Origin of the sequence: Chromobacterium phragmitis, from assembly GCF_003325475.1 — a bacterium.
Taxonomy (GTDB): domain Bacteria; phylum Pseudomonadota; class Gammaproteobacteria; order Burkholderiales; family Chromobacteriaceae; genus Chromobacterium; species Chromobacterium phragmitis.
In genome coordinates, this window is the sequence record NZ_CP029495.1 from 98,927 (window position 1) to 117,245 (window position 18,319).

Below are 18,319 nucleotides of genomic sequence, written 5' to 3' on the forward strand. Positions count from 1 at the left end.
GTGTCGTCTGCTAGCGCGACAACGACGCGGGCGCCATGGTCAGGCGCCCGCGTTTTCAGCTTTGAGTGAACAGATCGTCAATTGGTTCCATCAACTGGAACCGAACGCGTCCGATACAGCGAGTAGACGATGCCGCCGGCCAACAGCGAAACCGTCGCCAGCAGCGACCAGGCGGTAGGCAGCTTGAACGCCACCAGGCCCGCGTCGTGCAGGTAGACCAGCCCCACTTTGACGCCGATCAGCACCAGCACCAGGGCCAGCGCGTACTTCAAATAATGGAAGCGATGCACCATCGCCGCCAGCGCGAAATACAGCGCGCGCAAACCCAAAATGGCGAAGATGTTGGAGGTGTAGACCAGGAACGGATCCTGCGTCACCGCGAAGATCGCCGGGATGCTGTCCACCGCGAACACCAGATCAGCCGCCTCCACCAGGATCAAGGTCAGCAGCAGCGGCGTCGCCCACCAGCCCTTGGCCAGTCCATGTTTTTCGCCTCGCACCAGGAAGGCGTTGCCATGCAGCGCCGGCGTCAGCTTCATGCGGCGGCGCAGCCATTGGTAAAACTTCTGTTCGACCAGCGGCTTGCCCTCCTCGTCCCCAGCAAACAGCATCTTCAGTCCCGCCCACAGCAGGAAGGCGCCGAACGCCAGCAATACCCACTGGAACTCGGCCACCAGCGCGGCCCCGGCCCCTATCATCAGCGCCCGCATCGCGATGGCGCCCAGAATGCCCCAGAACAGCACCCGGTGCTGGTAAGCGCGCGGAATGGCCATGCTGCCGAAAATCAGCGAGATCACGAACACATTGTCCAGCGACAGCGACTTCTCCAGCAGATAGCCGGTCAGGTACTGCACCCCGGCGTCCGCGCCGCGATACCACCATACCCAGCCGCCGAAGGCGAGGCCTATGCCGATATACATCGCCGACAGCTTCAGGCTGTCGCGCACGCCGATTTCGCGGCCGCCCTTCTGCAAGATGCCCAAGTCGAAAGCCAGCAACGCCAGCACGCCGCTCATGAACATCAGCCAGACCCACAGCGGATAACCCAGCGCCGGGGCGGAAAAAAACTCAATCAATGACTTGCTCCATCAGAATGGCTTGGATCGGGCGGCTTCCGCCGCCCCGGCTATCAGCCGCTGCCTTCCAGCGCGGCGATCCGTTCTTCCATGCTCGGGTGGGTGGCGAACAGTCCCAGCAGTCCGCGGCCGCCGGCGATGCCGGAAGCGGCCATGCTCTTGGGCAGGCCGTCTGCCTCGATGCCGCCCAAGCGGCGCAACGCGTTGGCCATCGGCCGCGGCGAGCCCAGCAATTCGGCGGCGCCGGCGTCGGCGCGGAACTCGCGCTGGCGCGAGAAATACATCACCACCACGGAAGCCAGGATGCCGAACACGATCTCGCACACGATCACGGTGACGAAATAGCCGATGCCGGAGCCGGCGGAACTGTTCTCCTCGTCGCGCTTCAGCCAGCTGTCCACCAGGTAGCCGACCACGCGCGCCAGGAAGAACACGAAGGTGTTGACCACGCCCTGGATCAGCGTCAGCGTCACCATGTCGCCATTGCGGATGTGGGCGATTTCATGCGCCAGCACCGCTTCCACCTCTTCCTCGTTCATATTGGCCAACAGGCCGGTGGACACCGCCACCAGCGAATTGGAACGGCTGGGGCCGGTGGCGAAGGCATTGGGCTCGCCCTCGTACACCGCCACCTCGGGCATGGGCAGGCCGGCGCGGTCCGCCAGCTTGCGCACGGTGTTCAGCAACCAGGCCTCGGTCGGCCCGGACGGCTGCGTGATCACGCGCGCGCCGGTGCTCCACTTGGCCATGGTCTTGGACAAGGCCAGCGAGATGAAGGCGCCGCCGAAGCCCAGCACTGCCGAGAACATCAGCAGCATGCCCAGATTCAGCCCGCCGGAGGTGACAAAGCGATCTAGCCCCAGGAGGCGCACGCTCACGCTCAACACCAGCATCACAGCGATGTTGGTGGCAATCAGCAAAAACACCCGTTTCATGATTCAGTCTCCAAAAAGTGAGGTCGGCCCGGTCTGCGCCGGGGCCATGCTGAAGTGTACGACAGGATAAGAATCGAAAAAATAAAGTATTATCAGAACAATTCTTCGAAATTTTCGAATGGTCATGCAAGGCATCAATTACAAGCACCTGAACTATTTCTGGCACGTGGCGCGCAGCGGCAGCGTCACCCGCGCCGCCGAGCGGCTGGGCGTCAGCATGCAAACCATCAGCGGCCAGATCACCCGGCTGGAACAGCAACTGGGACGGGCGTTGTTTCGCCAGCAAGGACGCGGCCTGGCGCTCACAGAGGCAGGAAGGCTGGCGCTGGGCTACGCCGACCGCATCTTCCTGCTGGGCGAGGAAATGGAGGAAGCGCTGGCCGACGCCAGACTGGGACAGACGCAGCGGCTGGCGGCCGGCATTTCCGACGTGCTGCCCAAGGGCATCGCCAGCCGCCTGCTGCGGCCGGCGCTGACGGCGGCCGGACATCTGCGCCTCAGTTGCAGCGAGGGGGATTTCGACGAGCTGATAGGCGAACTGGGCCGCCACAAGCTGGACCTGGTGCTGGCGGACCGGCCAGTGGCCAGCAGCGAGCAACAGCAGTTCCAATCCTGGCCGCTGCTGCGCTGCCCCGTTCTGTTGCTGGCCGCGCCGGCGCTGCTCGAGCGCCATTTGCCGGATTTCCCGGCCAGTTTGCGGCATGCCCCGCTGCTGATGCCCAGCCGCGACAACGTGCTGCGCCGCCAGCTGGAGCACTGGTTCGCCGAACAAGACATTCGCCCCGAAGTGGTAGGCGAATTCGACGATCATGCGTTAATGGAGACATTCGCCCGCCAAGGGCTGGGGCTGCTGCCCACCCCCGCATCGCCGGATGGCGAGGCGGACCATCCGGGGCTGCAGCGGCTGGGCGCGCTGGAAGGGGTATGGGAGCACTATTACGTCACCGCCAGCCGACGCAAGCTGCAGCACGCCTCGTTGCAGGCCATCCTGCAGGCCTGGCACTGAGTGTGCCATGCAGGCGACAGACGGCCCCGATCGACGGACCGGCGGCGATGGCGGCGGTTCCCCAGTCAGGAGTCTTGCCTGATAATGGTTTGAAGCCCTTCCGGCGCGGCCGGGCAACAGATTGAGCGTCATGGACAAGAGACAAGGATTCACCCTGCTGGAGTTGTTGATGGTCATGGCGTTGCTGGCCATCGTGCTGGCATTCGCCGTGCCGGCCTATCAAAGCACCGTGGCCGCCAACGCAGTCATGTCCGAAAGCAACAGTCTGTACGGCGACGTGCTGCTTGCCCGCAACGAAGCGTTGAAGCGCGGCCAGACCGTGCTGGTCTGCCCCTCCGCCGATGGCAGCAGCTGCAACGCCGGCTCGCCGGCCAACCTAAACTGGGCCGGCGGCTGGATCGCGCTGCAGGCCGTCAACGGCAATTGCACCGACACCAGCGGTACCGTGCTGCGCAGGCAACAGGCGTTGACCAGCGGCGACAGCGCCGCCTACAGCAACAGCGCCAGCCCCTACCTGTGTTTCAACCGCATGGGCTACGCGCCCTCTGGCTATGTCGGCATGGTCACATTCAACGCGCCAGGCAACCCCGCCAGCAGCCGGCGCTGCGTGGCCATCGCCGCGGTCGGCCATCCGCAGGTGCTGATCAGCGGCCAGAGTGACAACACGGGGCAATACACATGTCCATGATTCCCGCCCGCCAGGCGGGCTTCAGCATGCTGGAAGTGCTGGTGGCCCTGATCGTGATCTCGCTCGGCCTGCTCGGCATCGCCGCCATGCAGGCGGCCAGCATCAACAACACCAGCATCGCGCGCTCGCGCAGCCTGGGCGCCATCACCGCGGAAAGCATGGCGGCGGCCATGCACGCCAATACCGCCTACTGGGGCGCGTTGACCGCCAGCGGCAGTTGGAGCGTCGGACCGTCCGGCGTAAGCGGCACGCCAACGCTCAGCCAAACCGTGGACTGCGCGGCGGCAACCTGCTCAGCGGCCAATCTCGCCGGCTACGACGCCAACCAATGGGCGAGCGGCACGCTGAAGACGCTGCCCAGCGGGAGCGGCCAGATAGTCTGCAGTCCGTACGCGGCTGGGTCGACCCCGGTCGGCTGCACCATCACCGTCACCTGGCTGGAGAAGAATAGCGCGGTCAATGCCGCCGGGGTGACGTCGGGCACCGTCACCCAGAGCTACCAGATGGTGGTGGTGCCATGACCGCCCGGCGCCAGAGAGGCGGCAGCCTGATCGAGGTGATGGTAGCCATCGCCATAGGCCTGTTTCTGCTCAGCGTGCTGACCATGATCTTCACTTCCACCCGGCTGACCAAAACCAGCCAGTCCGGCTTGGCTCAACTGCAGGACAACCAACGCACGGCGATGACGCTGATCAACAGCGTCGCCCAAGCCGCCGGCTATTACCCCAATCCCCAAACCCAGACCGCGGCGGCCGCGCTGCCGGCATCGGGCAGCTTCGCCGCCGGACAATCGGTCGCCGGCATATCGGGCTCGGCCGGCGCGTCGGACACGCTGAGTGTGCGCTTCGCCTCCACCAGCGCCGACGCCATCCTCAACTGCAACGGTTCCAGCAACGCCAGCGCCAACAGCCAGATCTATGTCAACGTCTTCGCGATCAACAGCGCCAATCAACTTACCTGCTCGGTCAACGGCGCCGCCGCCCAAGTGCTGGTGGACGGCGTCAGCAAAATGACCGTGCTATACGGCGCGGATGAAAACAACAGCGGCTCCACCACCCGCTACTACCCGGCCTCAGCCCTGCCCGCCGGCGCGACCGTGCGCTCGCTGTGGATCACGCTGACCCTGGTCAACCCGCTGGCAAACCAGCCCGGCCAACCGTCCACGGTGCCGATGTCCTGGCTGATAGGCCTGATGAACCAGCTATGAAACGCGCGCGCCCCTCGTCCCTCGCACGCAGTCCACGCGGCTTCACGCTGGTGGCGGCGCTGATGATGCTGATCGTGATCACCATCATCGGCATCGCGCTGATGCGCAGCAGCGGCCTGCTGGGCAAGATGGCCGGCAACACCCGGGAAAAGGGACGCGCCTTCGAGGCCGCGGAAGCCACGCTGCAATACGCGGAATGGTGGCTGAGCCAGAACGCCACCACCAACAGTCCGATCAATTGCAACGGCGCCCAAAGCGTGCCCCAGATCTGCAACAACGCGATCGCCAACCCCACCGCCAACGGGGCGTGGAGCGTCGGCTATACCTACAACCCGCCTTTCCTGACCCAGTCCCCCAACGGCGGCAGCCAGACCTACTATCACCTGCCCCAGCTTTACATCCAGTATCTTGGCCTGAACGCCAGCGGCAACGGCGCGCTCTACCAGCTCACCGCCGTGGGCTACGGCGGCAACGACTCGTCCGTGGCGGTGCTGCAAAGCACCTATACGCTGTATTCCGGCACCTCCAACCTGGGGAAATGACCATGCGAACCACTGCCCCCCGCCTCAGCCTGATCGCCACCCTGCTGTCCGGCCTGTCGCCGCTGACCGCCGGCGCGGTCACCGTCAGCGACAACTTCACCGGCGGCAGCGCCCAACTTGGCTGGCTGGTGTTCGGCGGCGCCTGCATGACCGCCGGCAACGGCACCGGCACCATACCGGCCTGCGGCAACAGGGACCCCAGCGGCAATACCCAGATCGGCGGCTACAGCGGCACCCTGCCCGACCCAAGCGGCAACGGCGCGCTGCGGCTGACCAACAGCGCAGGCAGCCAATCCGGTGCCATTGTCTACAACAGCCTGTTTCCGTCCGACAGCGGCCTGCAGGCCACCTTCACCAGCTACACCTACAACGGCGACTCCGGCGGCAGCGCCCGCAACGGCGCGGACGGCATGAGCTTCTTCCTGCTCACCGGCATCCCCAGCGCCGTCGGCTCTTTCGGCGGCAGCCTGGGTTACAGCTGCTCCAACGTGAACTCGCCGTACAACGGCATCATCGGCGGCTATCTGGGCCTGGGCATGGACGAGTACGGCAACTTTCCCAATGGCGGCTCCAGCAACGACAACACATCCACCGGCCCCGGCTCCAGGCCGCAGAACATCTCGCTGCGCGGCGCCGGATCGGTTGCCGCCAGCGCGCTGGCCAGCCAGTTCGGCGGCAGCTTCAGCGCCTCCACGGTTCAGAGCGTGTGCAAATCGGGAAAATACGGCACCAGAAGCGTGATGAATTATCCATTCATCAGCATTCCCGGCGTCAGCGGCGGCGTCTACCAACTGCCGGCCAGCCAGCCGATGGCCAATGAATCCGCCACCAAGCGCGGCCAGGCGGTGCCCATCAGCTACAAGCTGAAGATCACGCCGGCCAACCTGCTCAGCCTCTGGTACAGCTACAACAACGGCGCCTACGTGCCGGTGATCGCCAATTACGACATCAACAACACCGCCGTCAGCGGCCCGCTGCCCACCCAGATCACCTTCGGCTTCGCCGGCTCCACCGGCGGCAGCCGCAATGTGCACGAGATCAGTTGCTTCCAGGCCCAGCCCTTCACCCAGTCCTCCAGCTCCAGCGGCCTGAACAGCCAGCAAACCACGCTGATCCGCACCGGCACCCAGCAATACGTGGCCAGTTATCACGCCGACAACTGGTGGGGATCGCTGGCCTCCTACGCGCTGCTGGGCAACCAGACCACCGGCCAGGTCTCGGTGGCCAGCACCGCCACCTGGGACGCCTCCTGCGTGCTGACCGGCGGCAGTTGCGCCACCACCGGCGCCAGCAATATGGCCGCCCAATCCAGCCGCGCGATCCTAAGCTGGAACGGCAGCCAGGGCATTCCCTTCCAGTGGGCCAGCCTCAGCGCCGGCCAGCAAAGCGCCATCGGTCCGGACGGCAACGGCTCGGCCCGCGTGTCCTATCTGCGCGGCTCCCGCAGCAACGAGGTCACCACGCTGGGCAGCGGCCTGTTCCGCGACCGCGACGGCGTGCTGGGCGATCTGATCAACAGCAGCCCGATCTGGGTGGGCCCGCCGCAAAACAGCTATCAGGACAGCTGGAGCGACAAGCTCTACCCCACCGCCTCCGCCGCGGAAAACGCCACCGGTTCCCAGGCCTACTCCGCCTATAAGTCGGCCAACCTCACCCGCACCAACGTGGTCTACAACGGCGGCAACGACGGCATGCTGCACGGTTTCCGCAGCGGCGCCAACGACAGCAGCGGCAACTACGTGGCCACCAACAACGACGGCCAGGAAATTCTGGCCTACATGCCCGCCGCGGTGCAGGCCAACACCGTCCAATTCAGCAACCCCACGTACGCCCACCAGTATTATGTGGACGCCACGCCGGCCGCCGACGACCTGTTCTACGGCAGCAACTGGCATACCTGGCTGATAGGCGGCTTGGGGGCCGGCGGCCAGGCCTTGTACATGCTGGATGTCGGCAATCCGGCCACCTTCTCCGAAGCCAGCGCCGCCAGCGTGGTGCTGAACGAGTTCAACAGCGGCACGCTCAGCTGCGCCAACAAGTCCACTTGCGGCAACGACCTGGGCTACACCTTCGGCACCCCCGTCATCGCCCGCTTCCACAACGGCCAATGGGGCGCGGTGTTCGGCAACGGCTACGGCAGCGCCAACGGCCATGCCGCCATCTACATCATGCTGGTGGGCAGCAACGGCGCGCCCAGCTTCTATATCCTGGACACGGGCAGCGGCACCGCCAACGACCCGTCCGGCGGCGGCGGCAAAAACGGCATCTACTACACCACGGTCGCCGACCTGGACGGCGACAACATCGCCGACTACATCTACGCCGGCGACCTGTTCGGCAATGTCTGGCGCTTCGACCTCACCGCCAGCTCGCCCTCCAGCTGGACGGTGTCGCAATTCGGCCGCGGCGTCGCCTCCCCGCTGTTCACCTCCCAATACACCTATTGCACCGACAGCCAGGTCAGCGCCGGCAGCTGCGCCCGCAGCCTGCAGCCCATCACCAGCAAGCTGCTGCTATCCGCCATCCCCACCGGCAATGCCAGCCCGCGGGTGCTGGTGTCTTTCGGCACCGGTCAGAAAATCCCCTTCACCACCAGTTCCGCCGACCTCTACGCCGGCGGCGCGCAAAGCCTGTATGGCGTCTGGGACTGGGACATGTCCGGCTGGAACACCCTGGCGGGACGCTCCGCCTATTACGCGCCGATCACGCCACCCAGCGCCACGCTGCGCCCGAGCAACCTCACGGCACAGAGCGTATCGGCATCCTACAGCTCCACGCTGGGCTCGGTGCAAGGCTACCGGGCGCTGAGCAGCAATACCGTGTGCTGGAGCGGCAATACCGCCTGCAGCCCCAACAACAACAGCTACGGTTGGTCGCTGAGCCTGCCAGGCAGCGGCGAGCAGGTGATCTACAACCCGGTCAACCAATTGGGCACCTTCACCGTCAACACCACCATTCCGCCCAACAACAATCCGTCATCGTGCACGGTAGCGTCAGCTACCGGCTTCACCATGTCGCTGAACCTGAAAACCGGCGGCGCCACCACCCGATCCTATTACGCCAACGACGCAGGCAACTTCAGCGGCATCAACGGCGCCGTCATCAACGGCGTCGCGGTAAACATGGCCGGCTCGCCCAGCGTGGTGGGCTTCCAGAACAACTACTTCGCGATCGGCAGCAGCATCAACGGCGGACCGGTGGCCACGCCGCCGCAGATCAATCCGGCAGCCTTCGACATGCATGCCCGGCTGAACTGGAGGGAGCTGCGTTGATGGCCTCGCAAGGAAAAACCATGCGCAAGCGTTCGCAAGGCTTCAGCCTGCTGGAGCTGGTCATCACACTGGCCGTGCTGGCCATCCTGACCGCCATCGCCGTTCCTGCCTACCGCAATTTCATGATGAAATCCGGCCGCGCGGCGGCGAAAACGGCGCTGCAAGACTTGGCCACGCGCCAGGAAAGCTATTACGCGACCAACAACAGCTACGCCAGCCAGTTGGCCACGCTGGGCTACGCCAGCGGCGCCGTCTACGTGCCAGGCAACGGCAACAACCTGTACGCGCTTTCCATCGCCAGCGCCACGGCCAGCGCCTTCTCCCTGTCAGCCGCGCCGCAGGGAAGCCAGGCCCAGGACAGCTGCCAAACTTACAAGCTGGACAATCTGGGCAATCAGAGCAACGTAGATGCCAGCAACAATACGCTTGCCGTCAGCGGCTGCTGGTGACCGGCAAATCCAAACGGCGCCCTGAGGCGCCGTTTCGGTTTGATCGCTGGCGATGGCCGGTTTAATCGGCCAGCAGCTTGTTCACCACGTCCACGTACTCCTGCATCGCCGCGGCGGCATCCTTGCCCTTAAGCTTTTCCCAGGCATCGAACTTGGCGCGGTTGATGAAGTCCATCATGCCCGGGCGCTCGCCCGTGGCGTCGCCTTCAGTCGCCTGCTTGAACAGCGCGTACAGCTGCAGCAGGGTCTGATTGTCCGGACGTTCGGACAGGGTCTTGACGTCGGCCTGGGCCTGGGTGAAAAGAGTCTGCAGATCAGACATGGCGTTTCCTTTGTCGATTGCCGGGACGGTTGGCTCCATCCCTGGCGGTGTTAGCCCTCCGGCATGCGCCGGAACGGGGGACAATGTAGCATGAAGCGGGCTCAATGCGACAGAGGCGGCGTCGCGGCGTCCCATTGCGGATCTATCCGTATCCGCTTATAGCTTTTCACCGCCCGGCCGCCTTTGCGAGCCGGCTGGTAATCGGCAGCATGGAACACCGGCGCGATGGCGTCGGCCAGTCTGGCGTCCACCTCGCCCTCGAAGCGCACCGCGTCCACCCGCCCGCCTTCTCCGATGAACACCAGCACGACAACGGGAGCCGTCGGCCCGCTAAGCGCCACGTCCGGCAACGCGATATGGCCGCGCTCCTGCGCCAGCTGGTCCAGCTCCCGCGCCGGATAATAGATGTCCGCGCCCAAGCGCAACCTGTCGTTCCCGGCATCCTCCGGCTCCTCGTCCGCGCTTGCCGGCTTTGGCGCCTCGGCCGACGGCGGGGCGATGGGCGGCGGCTCCGCGACCGCCGGCTCGGGCTCCGCCCGCAGCCTCACTCGCAACGCCTCATGCCACGAAGACCAGGCACCCGGCCTCAGCGGCAGCCACAACAGCGCCGCGTGGACAAGCAGCGACAGCCACAGCGCCAACAGCAGCCGTTCTCTCGTGTTCCAACGCCGCATCCTCATGCCCGCACCCGCCGATGAAAAACGGGACCGATTCAACCGGTCCCGTCTTTTTCCTTACTTGGCGTTCAACAGCTGTTCGATGTCGTCGCCGCCGATCGCGCCCGGCACCATGCGGCCGTTGGCGAACACCAGCGCCGGCGTGCCGGTGATGCCCATCTTCTCGCCCAGCGCCTGGATCTTGTCCAGCGGCGTGTCGCAGTTGTCAGGACCGGTCAGCGGCTTGCCGTCGCGCATGAAGGCGGTCCAGGCCGCCGCCTTGTCCGGCGAGCACCAGATTTGCTTGGACTTGCGCATCGCGTCCGGGTGCAGCTGGGTCAGCGGATACAGGAAGGTGTAAATGGTAACGTTGTCGATGCCCTTCAGGCTCTCGCGCTCCAGCTTCTTGCAAAACGGGCAATCCGGATCGGTGAACACCGCCATCTTGCGCTCGCCTTTGCCGCGCACGTCCTTGAACGCGTACTGGAACGGCAGCGCGTTGAAGTCCACCTTGGACAGCTCGGCCATCTTCTTCTCGGTCAGGCTTTCCTTGTTCTTGGTGTCGATCAGGTCGCCGACGAACAGATAGCTAGCATCGCTGTTGACATACACCACCTGGCGGCCATCCACCACCAATTCGTAGATGCCCTTGACCGGGGTGGCGCTGACGCTCTTCACTTGCTTGCCGGGGAAGTGCTCGATGAAAGCCTTCTTGACATCCTCGACATTGCCGCCGGCGGCCTGGGAGCAGGCGGCCAGCGACATCAGCATCGCGCTGGACAAGGCCAGCGTCTTCATTCTCTTGTTCATCGATCGGGGGTCCTTAGGGAAATCAGTATCCAATCGCCTGCTTGGCGAACTGCCGCTTCAAGGGCGTCAGGCAGTTGGTCAAGGACAGGCCGGTATTGCGCAGCCATGACAGACCTGGCAGTTTCGCATGGAACAGCCGGTAGAGGCCATCGCAGCCTAATTGCATCGCCGCCACCGCTTCGCGGCGTTGCCGCTGGTAGCGGCGCAGCAGCATCCAATCGCCGCAGTCCGGCGCAGACGCCAACAGCCCTGCCAGTTGCGCGGCGTCCTGGAAGCCCAGGTTGACGCCTTGCCCCGCCAAGGGGTGGACGGTATGGGCGGCATCGCCTATCAAGACCACCCGCTCCGCCGCCACCGCCTCCGGCTGGATCAGCCGCAGCGGAAAGGCCGCCGCCGGCGTGATGGCCTCAAGCTCGCCCAGTTGCCGCCCGCCGGCCACGGCCACGCGCTCAGACAGCGCTTCGGGCGACAACCGCAGCAACGACTGCGAATCAGGAGTGGACCAGACCATGGAGATTCGGTTCCCGGCCATCGGCAGCCAGGCCAGAATGCTGTCGCCGAAGAACCATTGCCGCGCCACGCCCTGATGCGGCCGCTCGCAGGCGAAATTGGCCACTACGCCGCTTTGGCCGTATGGCTTGACGCTGGCCTGCAAGCCCAGCTCCCCCCGGACCCAGGAGTTGGCGCCATCCGCTCCAACCAGCAGCTCGGCCGCCAGTTCCCGGCCATCCTCCAGCGTCAGCCTGGCTTCGCCGGGCGTCGTGGCCAGCGACTGCGCCCGCGCGCCGGTGATCAGTTCCGCGCCGCTGTCGCGCAGCTGGGCCCACAACGAAGCCAGCAGCCAGCGATTTTCCGCGATCCAGGCCAGCGCGTCGGCATCGGCGTCGCGGGCGGAGAACGCAATCCGCCCGCCGGCGTCGCCGCGCACGTCCATCGATTCTATCGTTCCGATCCGCTGCATGTCCGGCCAGGCGTCCATGCCCTCCAGGAAACGGCGATTGGCCGGGCTGACCGCGTAAATGCGCGCGTCCCAACCCTGCTCCAAGCCTTCGACGGCCGGCTCTCCGGCCTCCAGCAACGCCACTCGCTTGCCGGCGCGCGCCAGCGCCAGCGCCAAGCTGGCGCCGACCAGGCCGCCGCCGACGATCACAGCTTGATATTTGTCGTAACGCATCGTTTATCCTTGCACGCCGAACACCAGATGGCCGGCGAATTTGCGCCGCAAGGCGGGCAGCGCGTCCAACCCCGTCATCCCCGCGCCCCGCAGGCGGTTCACCAGCGGGTGATGGCCATCGAACAGCTTGATCAAGCCATGGGTGAATCCCACCACCGCCTGGCTGTCCAGTCGGCGAGCCGCCGCATAGCGCCGCAGCGCGGCGGCGTCGCCAGGATCGGCCGCCAGCCCCAGCGCCTCGGCCAGGCCGACCGCGTCGCGCAGGCCCAGATTCAGCCCCTGCGCCGCCACCGGATGCATGGTCTGGGCGGCATTGCCTATCAATGCCACCCGGCCGCTGGCCACCCGGCTCGCCTGGCGCAGGACCAGCGGGAAGCTGGCGCGCGGGCCGACCGCCAGGATGCGGCCCTGCCGCTCGCCGAAAGCCAGCTGCAACTCCTCGCGCAATACCGACTCATCCGCGGCGAGCAGCCGTTCCGCGTCGGCTTGGCTGCGGGTCCACACCAGCATGTAGCGCTCGCCGTGCGGCAGCAACGCGAACGGGCCGTCATGAGCGAAACGCTCGTAGGCCACGCCCTGGGGCGGCAGCTCGGTCTCCACCTCGGCCAGCACCGCGCACTGATGGTAATCGTGGGTCAGCCGGCGGATGCCCGGCAACGTTTCCGCCAGCGCGCCGCCCTCGGCCAGCGCCAGCAGGCGGCCGGTCAGCAGCAGGCGGCCTTCCGGCGTCTCCACCTCGGCGCACGCGTACTGGCTCAGGCTCTTCACCACCGTCACCCGGCATTGCCATCTCACCTGCACGCCGGCTTGCTCCAGCGCGCCGCCGAGCCCGGCGACAAGCGCCGGGTAGTCGACCACCGCGCCCAGATGCGGCAGATCCAGGTCTTCCCGATCCAGCCGGGTGCGGCCGCAGCTGCCTTGCTGCGACACATGCACGGTATCGATATGGGTGGCCGGCAGGCCGTCCGGCCACGCGCCGGCATCCTCCAACAACACTCGGCTGTGCCAGGACAGGGCCAATGCGCGGGCGTCGCGCACCTCGGCATCCTTCGCCCGCGCCTCCAGCAGCATCACGCTGCGGCCCTGCCGAGCCAGCCTCAATGCCGCCAGCGCGCCCACCGGCCCGCCTCCCACCACCAGCACATCGGCGTGTTCGCTCATGTTTGTCTGCGTCATTATCGCTCTCCGCGCATCAGCGCCTCGATCTCGGCCACCGTTTTCGGCGCCGCCGCGGTATACACCTCGTTGCCATCCGCTGTCACCAGCACATCGTCTTCGATGCGGATGCCGATATTGTGGAAGGCCTCCGGCACCCCCGCCGCGGGGCGGATATACAACCCCGGCTCCACGGTGGTGCACATGCCCGGCTGATACTCGCGCCAGCGTCCCCGCAGCTTGCGCTGGCCGACATCATGCACATCCAGGCCTATCATGTGGCCGACGCCATGCATGTAGAACTGGCGATAAGCGCCGGACTCGATCGCTCCCTCCGGCGTGCCCGCCAGCAGGCCCAGATCCACCATGCCCCGCGCCAGCACCGCCAGCGCGGCGTCCGCCGGCGCATGCCAGGCCGCGCCCGGCTTCACCGCCGCGATGCCGGCCAGCTCGGCGGCGAGCACGATCTCGTACACGTCGCGCTGCGGGCCGCTGAAGCGGCCGTTGACGGGAAAGGCGCGCGTGATGTCGCCGGCGTAGCCCCGGTACTCGCAGCCGGCGTCTATCAACAGCAGTTCGCCGTCGTTCAGCCGCGAGCGGTTGGCCACGTAATGCAGCGTGCAAGCGTTGGCGCCGGCGGCGACGATGCTTTCGTAAGCCGGCTGGCGCGCCCCGCGGCTGACGAAGGCATGCAGCAACTCCGCCTCCAGCTGGTACTCGTACAGGCCGGGCCTGGCGGCGCGCATGGCCCGCACATGGCCCGCGGCGGAAATCTCTCCGGCCACGCGCAGCAATTCGATCTCCGCCTCGTCCTTGACCATGCGCATTTCATCCAGCAGCGCGCGCAAATCGCCGAATTGGCTCGGCCCGCGCGCGTCGCGGCAGCGCAGCCTCACCGCATCCAGCCACACATTGACGCGACGGTCGAAAGCCTCGTCATGGCCTAGCAGCCACCACAGCTGGCCGCTATCGGTCAGCAACTCGGGCACCCGCTCCGCCATTTCGGCCAGCGGGTAGGCCTCGTCGAAGCCGAATGCCTCGCGCGCGCCGTCCGGACCGTAACGGAAGCCGTCCCAGATCTCCATCTCCGGATTGCGGTCTCGGCAAAACAGGATGGATCTGCCGCTGCGGCCGTCCAGCAGCAACACGGCTTCCGGCTCCTCGAAACCGGTCAAGTGCAGGAAGTAGCTGTCGGCGCGATAGGGATAATGGTTGTCGGCGTTGCGCGCCGCTTCCGGCGCGGTGGCCAGCAGGGCTACGCCGTCGCCGATCTGGTTCATCAAGCGCTTGCGGCGTTCGGCATGCGGCTGGTGCATGGTCAGTGAAATCCTTGCGGAGACGGGGTGACGGATATAGCGCCAGTTTACACCCGGCGCGCGCGCCGCCCAAGCCGAGCGGCCATGAAAAAACCCGGCCGGGCCGGGTTTTTCGAGACTGAGGAAACGATCACTCGCCGATGATGGCGGAGGTGTACACGTCCTGCACGTCATCCAGGTCTTCCAGTGCGTCCAGCAGCTTCTGCATGCGGGCGGCATCGTCGCCGGACAGCTCGGTCTCGTTCTCGGCGCGCATGGTCACTTCGCCCATCTCGGACTTGAAGCCCTTGGCCTCCAGCGCGTCCTTGACGTCGGAGAACTCATACGGCCCGGTGACGACTTCGATGGAGCCGTCGTCGTTGCTGACCACGTCCTCCGCGCCGGCTTCCAGCGCAGCCTCCATCAGCGCATCCTCGTCCACGCCGGGCGCGAACACCAGATAGCCGCAATGCTTGAACTGGAAGGAGACGCAGCCGTCGGTGCCCATATTGCCGCCGTACTTGGAGAAGGCATGGCGCACATCGGCCACGGTGCGGGTCTTGTTGTCGGTCAGGCAGTCCACCATCACCGCCGCGCCGGCGATGCCGTAGCCTTCGTAGCGGCACTCCACGTAATCTACGCCATCCAGCTGGCCGGTGCCGCGCTTGATCGCGTTTTCGATATTGTCCTTGGGCATGGACTCGGCCTTGGCCTTGTCCACCGCCAACCGCAGGCGCGGGTTCATGTTGACGTCGCCGCCGCCCATCTTGGCCGCGACGGTGATTTCCTTGATCAGGCGGGTGAAGATCTTGCCACGTTTGGCATCCTGGCGACCTTTGCGGTGCTGGATGTTAGCCCATTTGCTGTGACCTGCCATATTTGCCTCTGTGCGTTGTCAGGCCCCGGCGCCTGCCGGAGCGTCAATCAAAATTGGCGGTATTCTAGCAGAAAGCCGGCAGGCTTTACGAGACAGGCCCAGCTACTTGGCTTGCAGCATGCGCAGCATCATGTCGAAGCCGGCCTGATACATGCTTTCTATCACCGGGATCATCATCGGCAGCGTCATGTACAGCACGCCGAAGCCGATCATGATGGTGAGCGGGAAGCCGAAGGAGAAGATGTTGAATTGCGGCGCCGCGCGGGTCATCACGCCGATGGCCAGGTTGGTGATCAGCAACGCGCCGATGATGGGCATCGCCAGCCACACGCCCCACTCAATCAAATGGCCGCTCCACAACACCAACGTCTTGATGCCCTGCGCCGGCATCGGCATGCCTATCGGCAACACCTGAAAACTGTGCGCCAGCGCGCCCAGCACCACGTGGTGGCCATCGAAGGCAAGAAACAAGAAGAAGGTGAACAGCGACAGCATCTGCGACAGCACCGGCACCTGGGCCGCGTGCACCGGATCGTAGAACATGGCGAAACCCAAGCCGGTCTGCGCGCCGATAATGAAGCCCGCCAGCTCCACCGCGCTGATCACGATGCGCATCACGAAACCCATCGCCAGGCCGATCAGCAACTGCTGCACCAGAATGGCGATGCCCTCGGCCGATACCAACGGCACCGCCGGCAAGGGCGGCAGCAGCGGCGCCAACATCACTGTGAGCATCAACGCGAAAGCCGCCTTTACGCGGCGGGGCACGCCGCGATAGGCGAACACCGGCTCGGTCAGGAACAGGCCGACGATGCGCGCGAAGGGCCAGGCGAAGACGCTGACCCAGGCGTTGATCTGGATGTCGCTAATCGCCTGCATCAGCCGATCACGTTGGGTATGCTTTGGAACAAGCGCGTGGTGTACTCGATCAGCGTGTTCAGCATCCAGGGGCCGGCCAGCACCAGCACCAGAAACATAGACAACAGCTTGGGGATGAAAGTCAGCGTCATTTCGTTGATCTGGGTGGCCGCCTGCAAGATGCTGATCAGCAAGCCCACCAGCAGCGACGTCAGCAATACCGGCGCCGACACGATGATCAGCACGTACAAGGCGTTCTGTACGATGCTGATGACCAATTCCGGACTCATGCGCCCTCCTCCCGCCAGCCGCCCTTGGCCAGCAAGCAATTGTCGATTTCCACGCCAGCCCGCTCGATCCGGTTGGCGCGCAGCAGGACGTAGCCGGCCCGTTCGAAAACCGGCCGCGACGCATGGCTTGCCCAGGCATGCAAGGCCGTCACGCCGCAGGCCGACGCTTGCGCCTCCAACAGCGCCACCATCCGGCCGCCCAGCCCTTGCCGACCCGCCCAGGGCGCGACAAACAACATGTCGAACTCGCCATCGAGTTTCAGCCAAGCGAAACCGGCCAGCCGGCCGTCGCTCGCCACGGCCTTGCACGACCACGCGCCGGCCAGGCGAGCCAGCCATGCCCGCTCCACATCCCCGTCCCAGGCGCGCGGCGGCGCCCAGGCTTCGCACTGCGCCATCGTGTACGCCCCGCCCGCCAAAGCGAGAACGCTTTCGCGGAACAGGCTGAAACAGGCAGGCAGATCCTCCGGCGACAAAGCCTCCAGACGCGCGCTCATCCTGTGTAGAAGCTCTGCACCAGCGAGCCCATCAACAAGGTCCAACCATCCACCAATACGAACAACATCATTTTGAACGGCAAGGAGATGGTCACCGGCGACACCATCATCATGCCCATCGCCATCAGGATGCTGGCGACGACGAGATCGATGATCATGAAGGGGATGAACACCATGAAGCCGATTTGGAACGCGGTTTTCAGCTCGCTGATGGCGAAAGCGGGAATCAGGGTCTTCATCGACACGTCTTCCTTGCTCTGCGGCTTCGGCGACTGCGAGATCTCGATGAAGAAAGCCAGATCCTTCTCCCGCGTCTGGCGCAGCATGAAGGCCTTCATCGGCTTGCTGCCTTCATCCAGGGCCTGGTTGAAGCTGATCTTGTCGTCGGAAAAGGGCACCCAGGCCTTGTTGTAGACTTGGTCGAAAGTCGGCCCCATCACGAACAGCGTCAAAAACAACGCCAATCCCACGATCACCTGATTGGGCGGCGACTGCGTCGTGCCCAGCGCCTGCCTGAGCAGCGACAGCACAATTATGATGCGGGTGAATGCCGTCATCATCAACATCATCGCCGGGATGAAAGTGAGCGACGTCATGAACAGCAACATCTGCAGGCTGAGCGAATAGCTTTGCCCGCCGCCGGCCGCTGGCGTGCTGGTCATCAGCGGCAGCCCCCCCGCGGCGTCCGCCAGCAGCGGCATCAGCAACGCCCCGCCTGACAGCAGGGCGCTCATCATCTTTTTCTTCATCATTTGTCCTGCCGCCGCTGCTGCGCCGCGCGGCTCTTGTCCAGCGCGGCCTTCAGCCAGCGCGCGAAGGGATCGGCCGGCAGCGACGGCTCCGCGTCGGCGTCTTCCGGCCGCGGCATCTTGCTGAGCAGATTGACCTGCTGCGGGGTCACCCCTAGCACTAGCCATTCGCCCTCCAACTCGACGATCACCACGCGCTCCTTCTGACCGACCATGGTGCCGCCGACGACACGGACCCGCCCCGCTCCGCCCAGCACCCCGCCGGACAAACGTTTGAACAGCCATGCCACGCCGACGATGGCGCCCAGCACCACCGCCAGCCCCAGGATCACCTGCACCAAGCTGGCGAATGGTGACGGCGCGGCAGCCGGCACCGGCGCGGCTGCCGCCCATAGCGGCGAAGAAGCCATAAAACAAAGCGCGCCCCGCAGCGCCAGGCGCGCTCTCGCGATTGTGCCCAT

The 18,319-nt window shown here is 65.4% G+C and carries 21 protein-coding genes; 7 read left to right on the forward strand and 14 right to left on the reverse strand.

Translation table 11 applies throughout. From position 1 onward, the window contains the following. Nucleotides 1-77: 77 nt before the first annotated feature. Together DK842_RS00455 and htpX are read right to left on the reverse strand one after the other, a co-directional pair. Entirely contained in the window at nucleotides 78-1,076 is a 999-nt protein-coding gene (locus DK842_RS00455; protein WP_198414602.1) for a TerC family protein, read from the reverse strand. 53 nt (nucleotides 1,077-1,129) lie between these two features. After that, nucleotides 1,130-2,011, reverse strand: a complete 882-nt coding sequence (gene htpX / locus DK842_RS00460; RefSeq protein ID WP_114059601.1) for a protease HtpX — start codon at nucleotides 2,009-2,011, stop codon at nucleotides 1,130-1,132. A gap of 124 nt (nucleotides 2,012-2,135) precedes the next feature. Between htpX and nhaR the strand changes: the two genes are divergently transcribed. The 7 genes from nhaR (at nucleotide 2,136) to DK842_RS00495 (ending at nucleotide 9,175) form a co-directional block, all read left to right on the forward strand. After that, on the forward strand, nucleotides 2,136-3,017 hold the full coding sequence (gene nhaR / locus DK842_RS00465) for a transcriptional activator NhaR (RefSeq protein WP_114063544.1): 882 nt from the start codon (nucleotides 2,136-2,138) through the stop codon (nucleotides 3,015-3,017). A gap of 130 nt (nucleotides 3,018-3,147) precedes the next feature. Continuing rightward, entirely contained in the window at nucleotides 3,148-3,705 is a 558-nt protein-coding gene (locus DK842_RS00470; protein ID WP_114063545.1) for a GspH/FimT family pseudopilin, read from the forward strand. After that, nucleotides 3,696-4,226: a type IV pilus modification protein PilV gene (gene pilV, locus DK842_RS00475; protein ID WP_114059602.1), complete on the forward strand. Its 531-nt coding sequence runs from the start codon at nucleotides 3,696-3,698 to the stop codon at nucleotides 4,224-4,226. The genes DK842_RS00470 and pilV overlap by 10 nt, the downstream gene beginning before the upstream one ends. Continuing rightward, entirely contained in the window at nucleotides 4,223-4,912 is a 690-nt protein-coding gene (locus DK842_RS00480) for a PilW family protein (protein WP_114063546.1), read from the forward strand. The genes pilV and DK842_RS00480 overlap by 4 nt, the downstream gene beginning before the upstream one ends. Continuing rightward, nucleotides 4,909-5,454 (forward strand): pilus assembly PilX family protein, encoded by a 546-nt coding sequence (locus tag DK842_RS00485; RefSeq protein ID WP_114059603.1) that lies wholly within the window; start codon nucleotides 4,909-4,911, stop codon nucleotides 5,452-5,454. Before DK842_RS00480 ends, DK842_RS00485 begins: the two co-directional genes overlap by 4 nt. Before the next feature lie 2 nt (nucleotides 5,455-5,456). Further along, a complete protein-coding gene (locus tag DK842_RS00490; protein ID WP_114059604.1) occupies nucleotides 5,457-8,726 on the forward strand; it encodes a pilus assembly protein in 3,270 nt (1,089 codons plus the stop codon). Nucleotides 8,727-8,746: 20 nt separating this feature from the next. Beyond that, complete coding sequence (locus DK842_RS00495) at nucleotides 8,747-9,175, forward strand: type IV pilin protein (RefSeq protein ID WP_198414603.1); 429 nt, start codon at nucleotides 8,747-8,749, stop codon at nucleotides 9,173-9,175. A 61-nt stretch (nucleotides 9,176-9,236) separates the two neighbouring features. Here DK842_RS00495 and DK842_RS00500 read toward each other — a convergent pair whose 3' ends face one another. The 12 genes from DK842_RS00500 to fliO all read right to left on the reverse strand — a co-directional run bounded on the left by DK842_RS00500 (nucleotide 9,237) and on the right by fliO (nucleotide 18,268). Further along, entirely contained in the window at nucleotides 9,237-9,497 is a 261-nt protein-coding gene (locus DK842_RS00500) for an acyl-CoA-binding protein (RefSeq protein ID WP_114059606.1), read from the reverse strand. A 101-nt stretch (nucleotides 9,498-9,598) separates the two neighbouring features. Beyond that, nucleotides 9,599-10,177, reverse strand: a complete 579-nt coding sequence (locus DK842_RS00505) for a hypothetical protein (protein WP_114059607.1) — start codon at nucleotides 10,175-10,177, stop codon at nucleotides 9,599-9,601. 54 nt (nucleotides 10,178-10,231) lie between these two features. After that, on the reverse strand, nucleotides 10,232-10,963 hold the full coding sequence (locus DK842_RS00510; RefSeq protein WP_114059608.1) for a DsbC family protein: 732 nt from the start codon (nucleotides 10,961-10,963) through the stop codon (nucleotides 10,232-10,234). 22 nt (nucleotides 10,964-10,985) lie between these two features. Beyond that, entirely contained in the window at nucleotides 10,986-12,137 is a 1,152-nt protein-coding gene (locus DK842_RS00515) for a UbiH/UbiF family hydroxylase (protein WP_114059609.1), read from the reverse strand. 3 nt (nucleotides 12,138-12,140) lie between these two features. After that, the gene (locus DK842_RS00520; protein WP_114063547.1) at nucleotides 12,141-13,298 is read right to left on the reverse strand and encodes an FAD-dependent oxidoreductase; all 1,158 of its coding nucleotides are present in this window, start codon (nucleotides 13,296-13,298) and stop codon (nucleotides 12,141-12,143) included. 14 nt (nucleotides 13,299-13,312) lie between these two features. Continuing rightward, a complete protein-coding gene (locus tag DK842_RS00525; protein ID WP_114059610.1) occupies nucleotides 13,313-14,608 on the reverse strand; it encodes an aminopeptidase P N-terminal domain-containing protein in 1,296 nt (431 codons plus the stop codon). Nucleotides 14,609-14,738: 130 nt separating this feature from the next. Beyond that, the gene (locus tag DK842_RS00530) at nucleotides 14,739-15,464 is read right to left on the reverse strand and encodes a YebC/PmpR family DNA-binding transcriptional regulator (RefSeq protein ID WP_114059611.1); all 726 of its coding nucleotides are present in this window, start codon (nucleotides 15,462-15,464) and stop codon (nucleotides 14,739-14,741) included. A gap of 102 nt (nucleotides 15,465-15,566) precedes the next feature. Next, nucleotides 15,567-16,343, reverse strand: coding sequence for a flagellar biosynthetic protein FliR (gene fliR, locus DK842_RS00535; protein ID WP_114059612.1), 777 nt, complete (start codon nucleotides 16,341-16,343; stop codon nucleotides 15,567-15,569). Further along, on the reverse strand, nucleotides 16,343-16,612 hold the full coding sequence (gene fliQ / locus DK842_RS00540; protein WP_114059613.1) for a flagellar biosynthesis protein FliQ: 270 nt from the start codon (nucleotides 16,610-16,612) through the stop codon (nucleotides 16,343-16,345). The genes fliR and fliQ overlap by 1 nt, the downstream gene beginning before the upstream one ends. Then, nucleotides 16,609-17,109, reverse strand: coding sequence for a GNAT family N-acetyltransferase (locus tag DK842_RS00545; protein ID WP_114059614.1), 501 nt, complete (start codon nucleotides 17,107-17,109; stop codon nucleotides 16,609-16,611). The genes fliQ and DK842_RS00545 overlap by 4 nt, the downstream gene beginning before the upstream one ends. Next, nucleotides 17,106-17,858: a flagellar type III secretion system pore protein FliP gene (fliP, locus tag DK842_RS00550; RefSeq protein ID WP_408608689.1), complete on the reverse strand. Its 753-nt coding sequence runs from the start codon at nucleotides 17,856-17,858 to the stop codon at nucleotides 17,106-17,108. Before fliP ends, DK842_RS00545 begins: the two co-directional genes overlap by 4 nt. Next, the gene (gene fliO, locus DK842_RS00555) at nucleotides 17,858-18,268 is read right to left on the reverse strand and encodes a flagellar biosynthetic protein FliO (protein ID WP_198414604.1); all 411 of its coding nucleotides are present in this window, start codon (nucleotides 18,266-18,268) and stop codon (nucleotides 17,858-17,860) included. Before fliO ends, fliP begins: the two co-directional genes overlap by 1 nt. Between the last annotated feature and the right edge of the window lie 51 nt (nucleotides 18,269-18,319).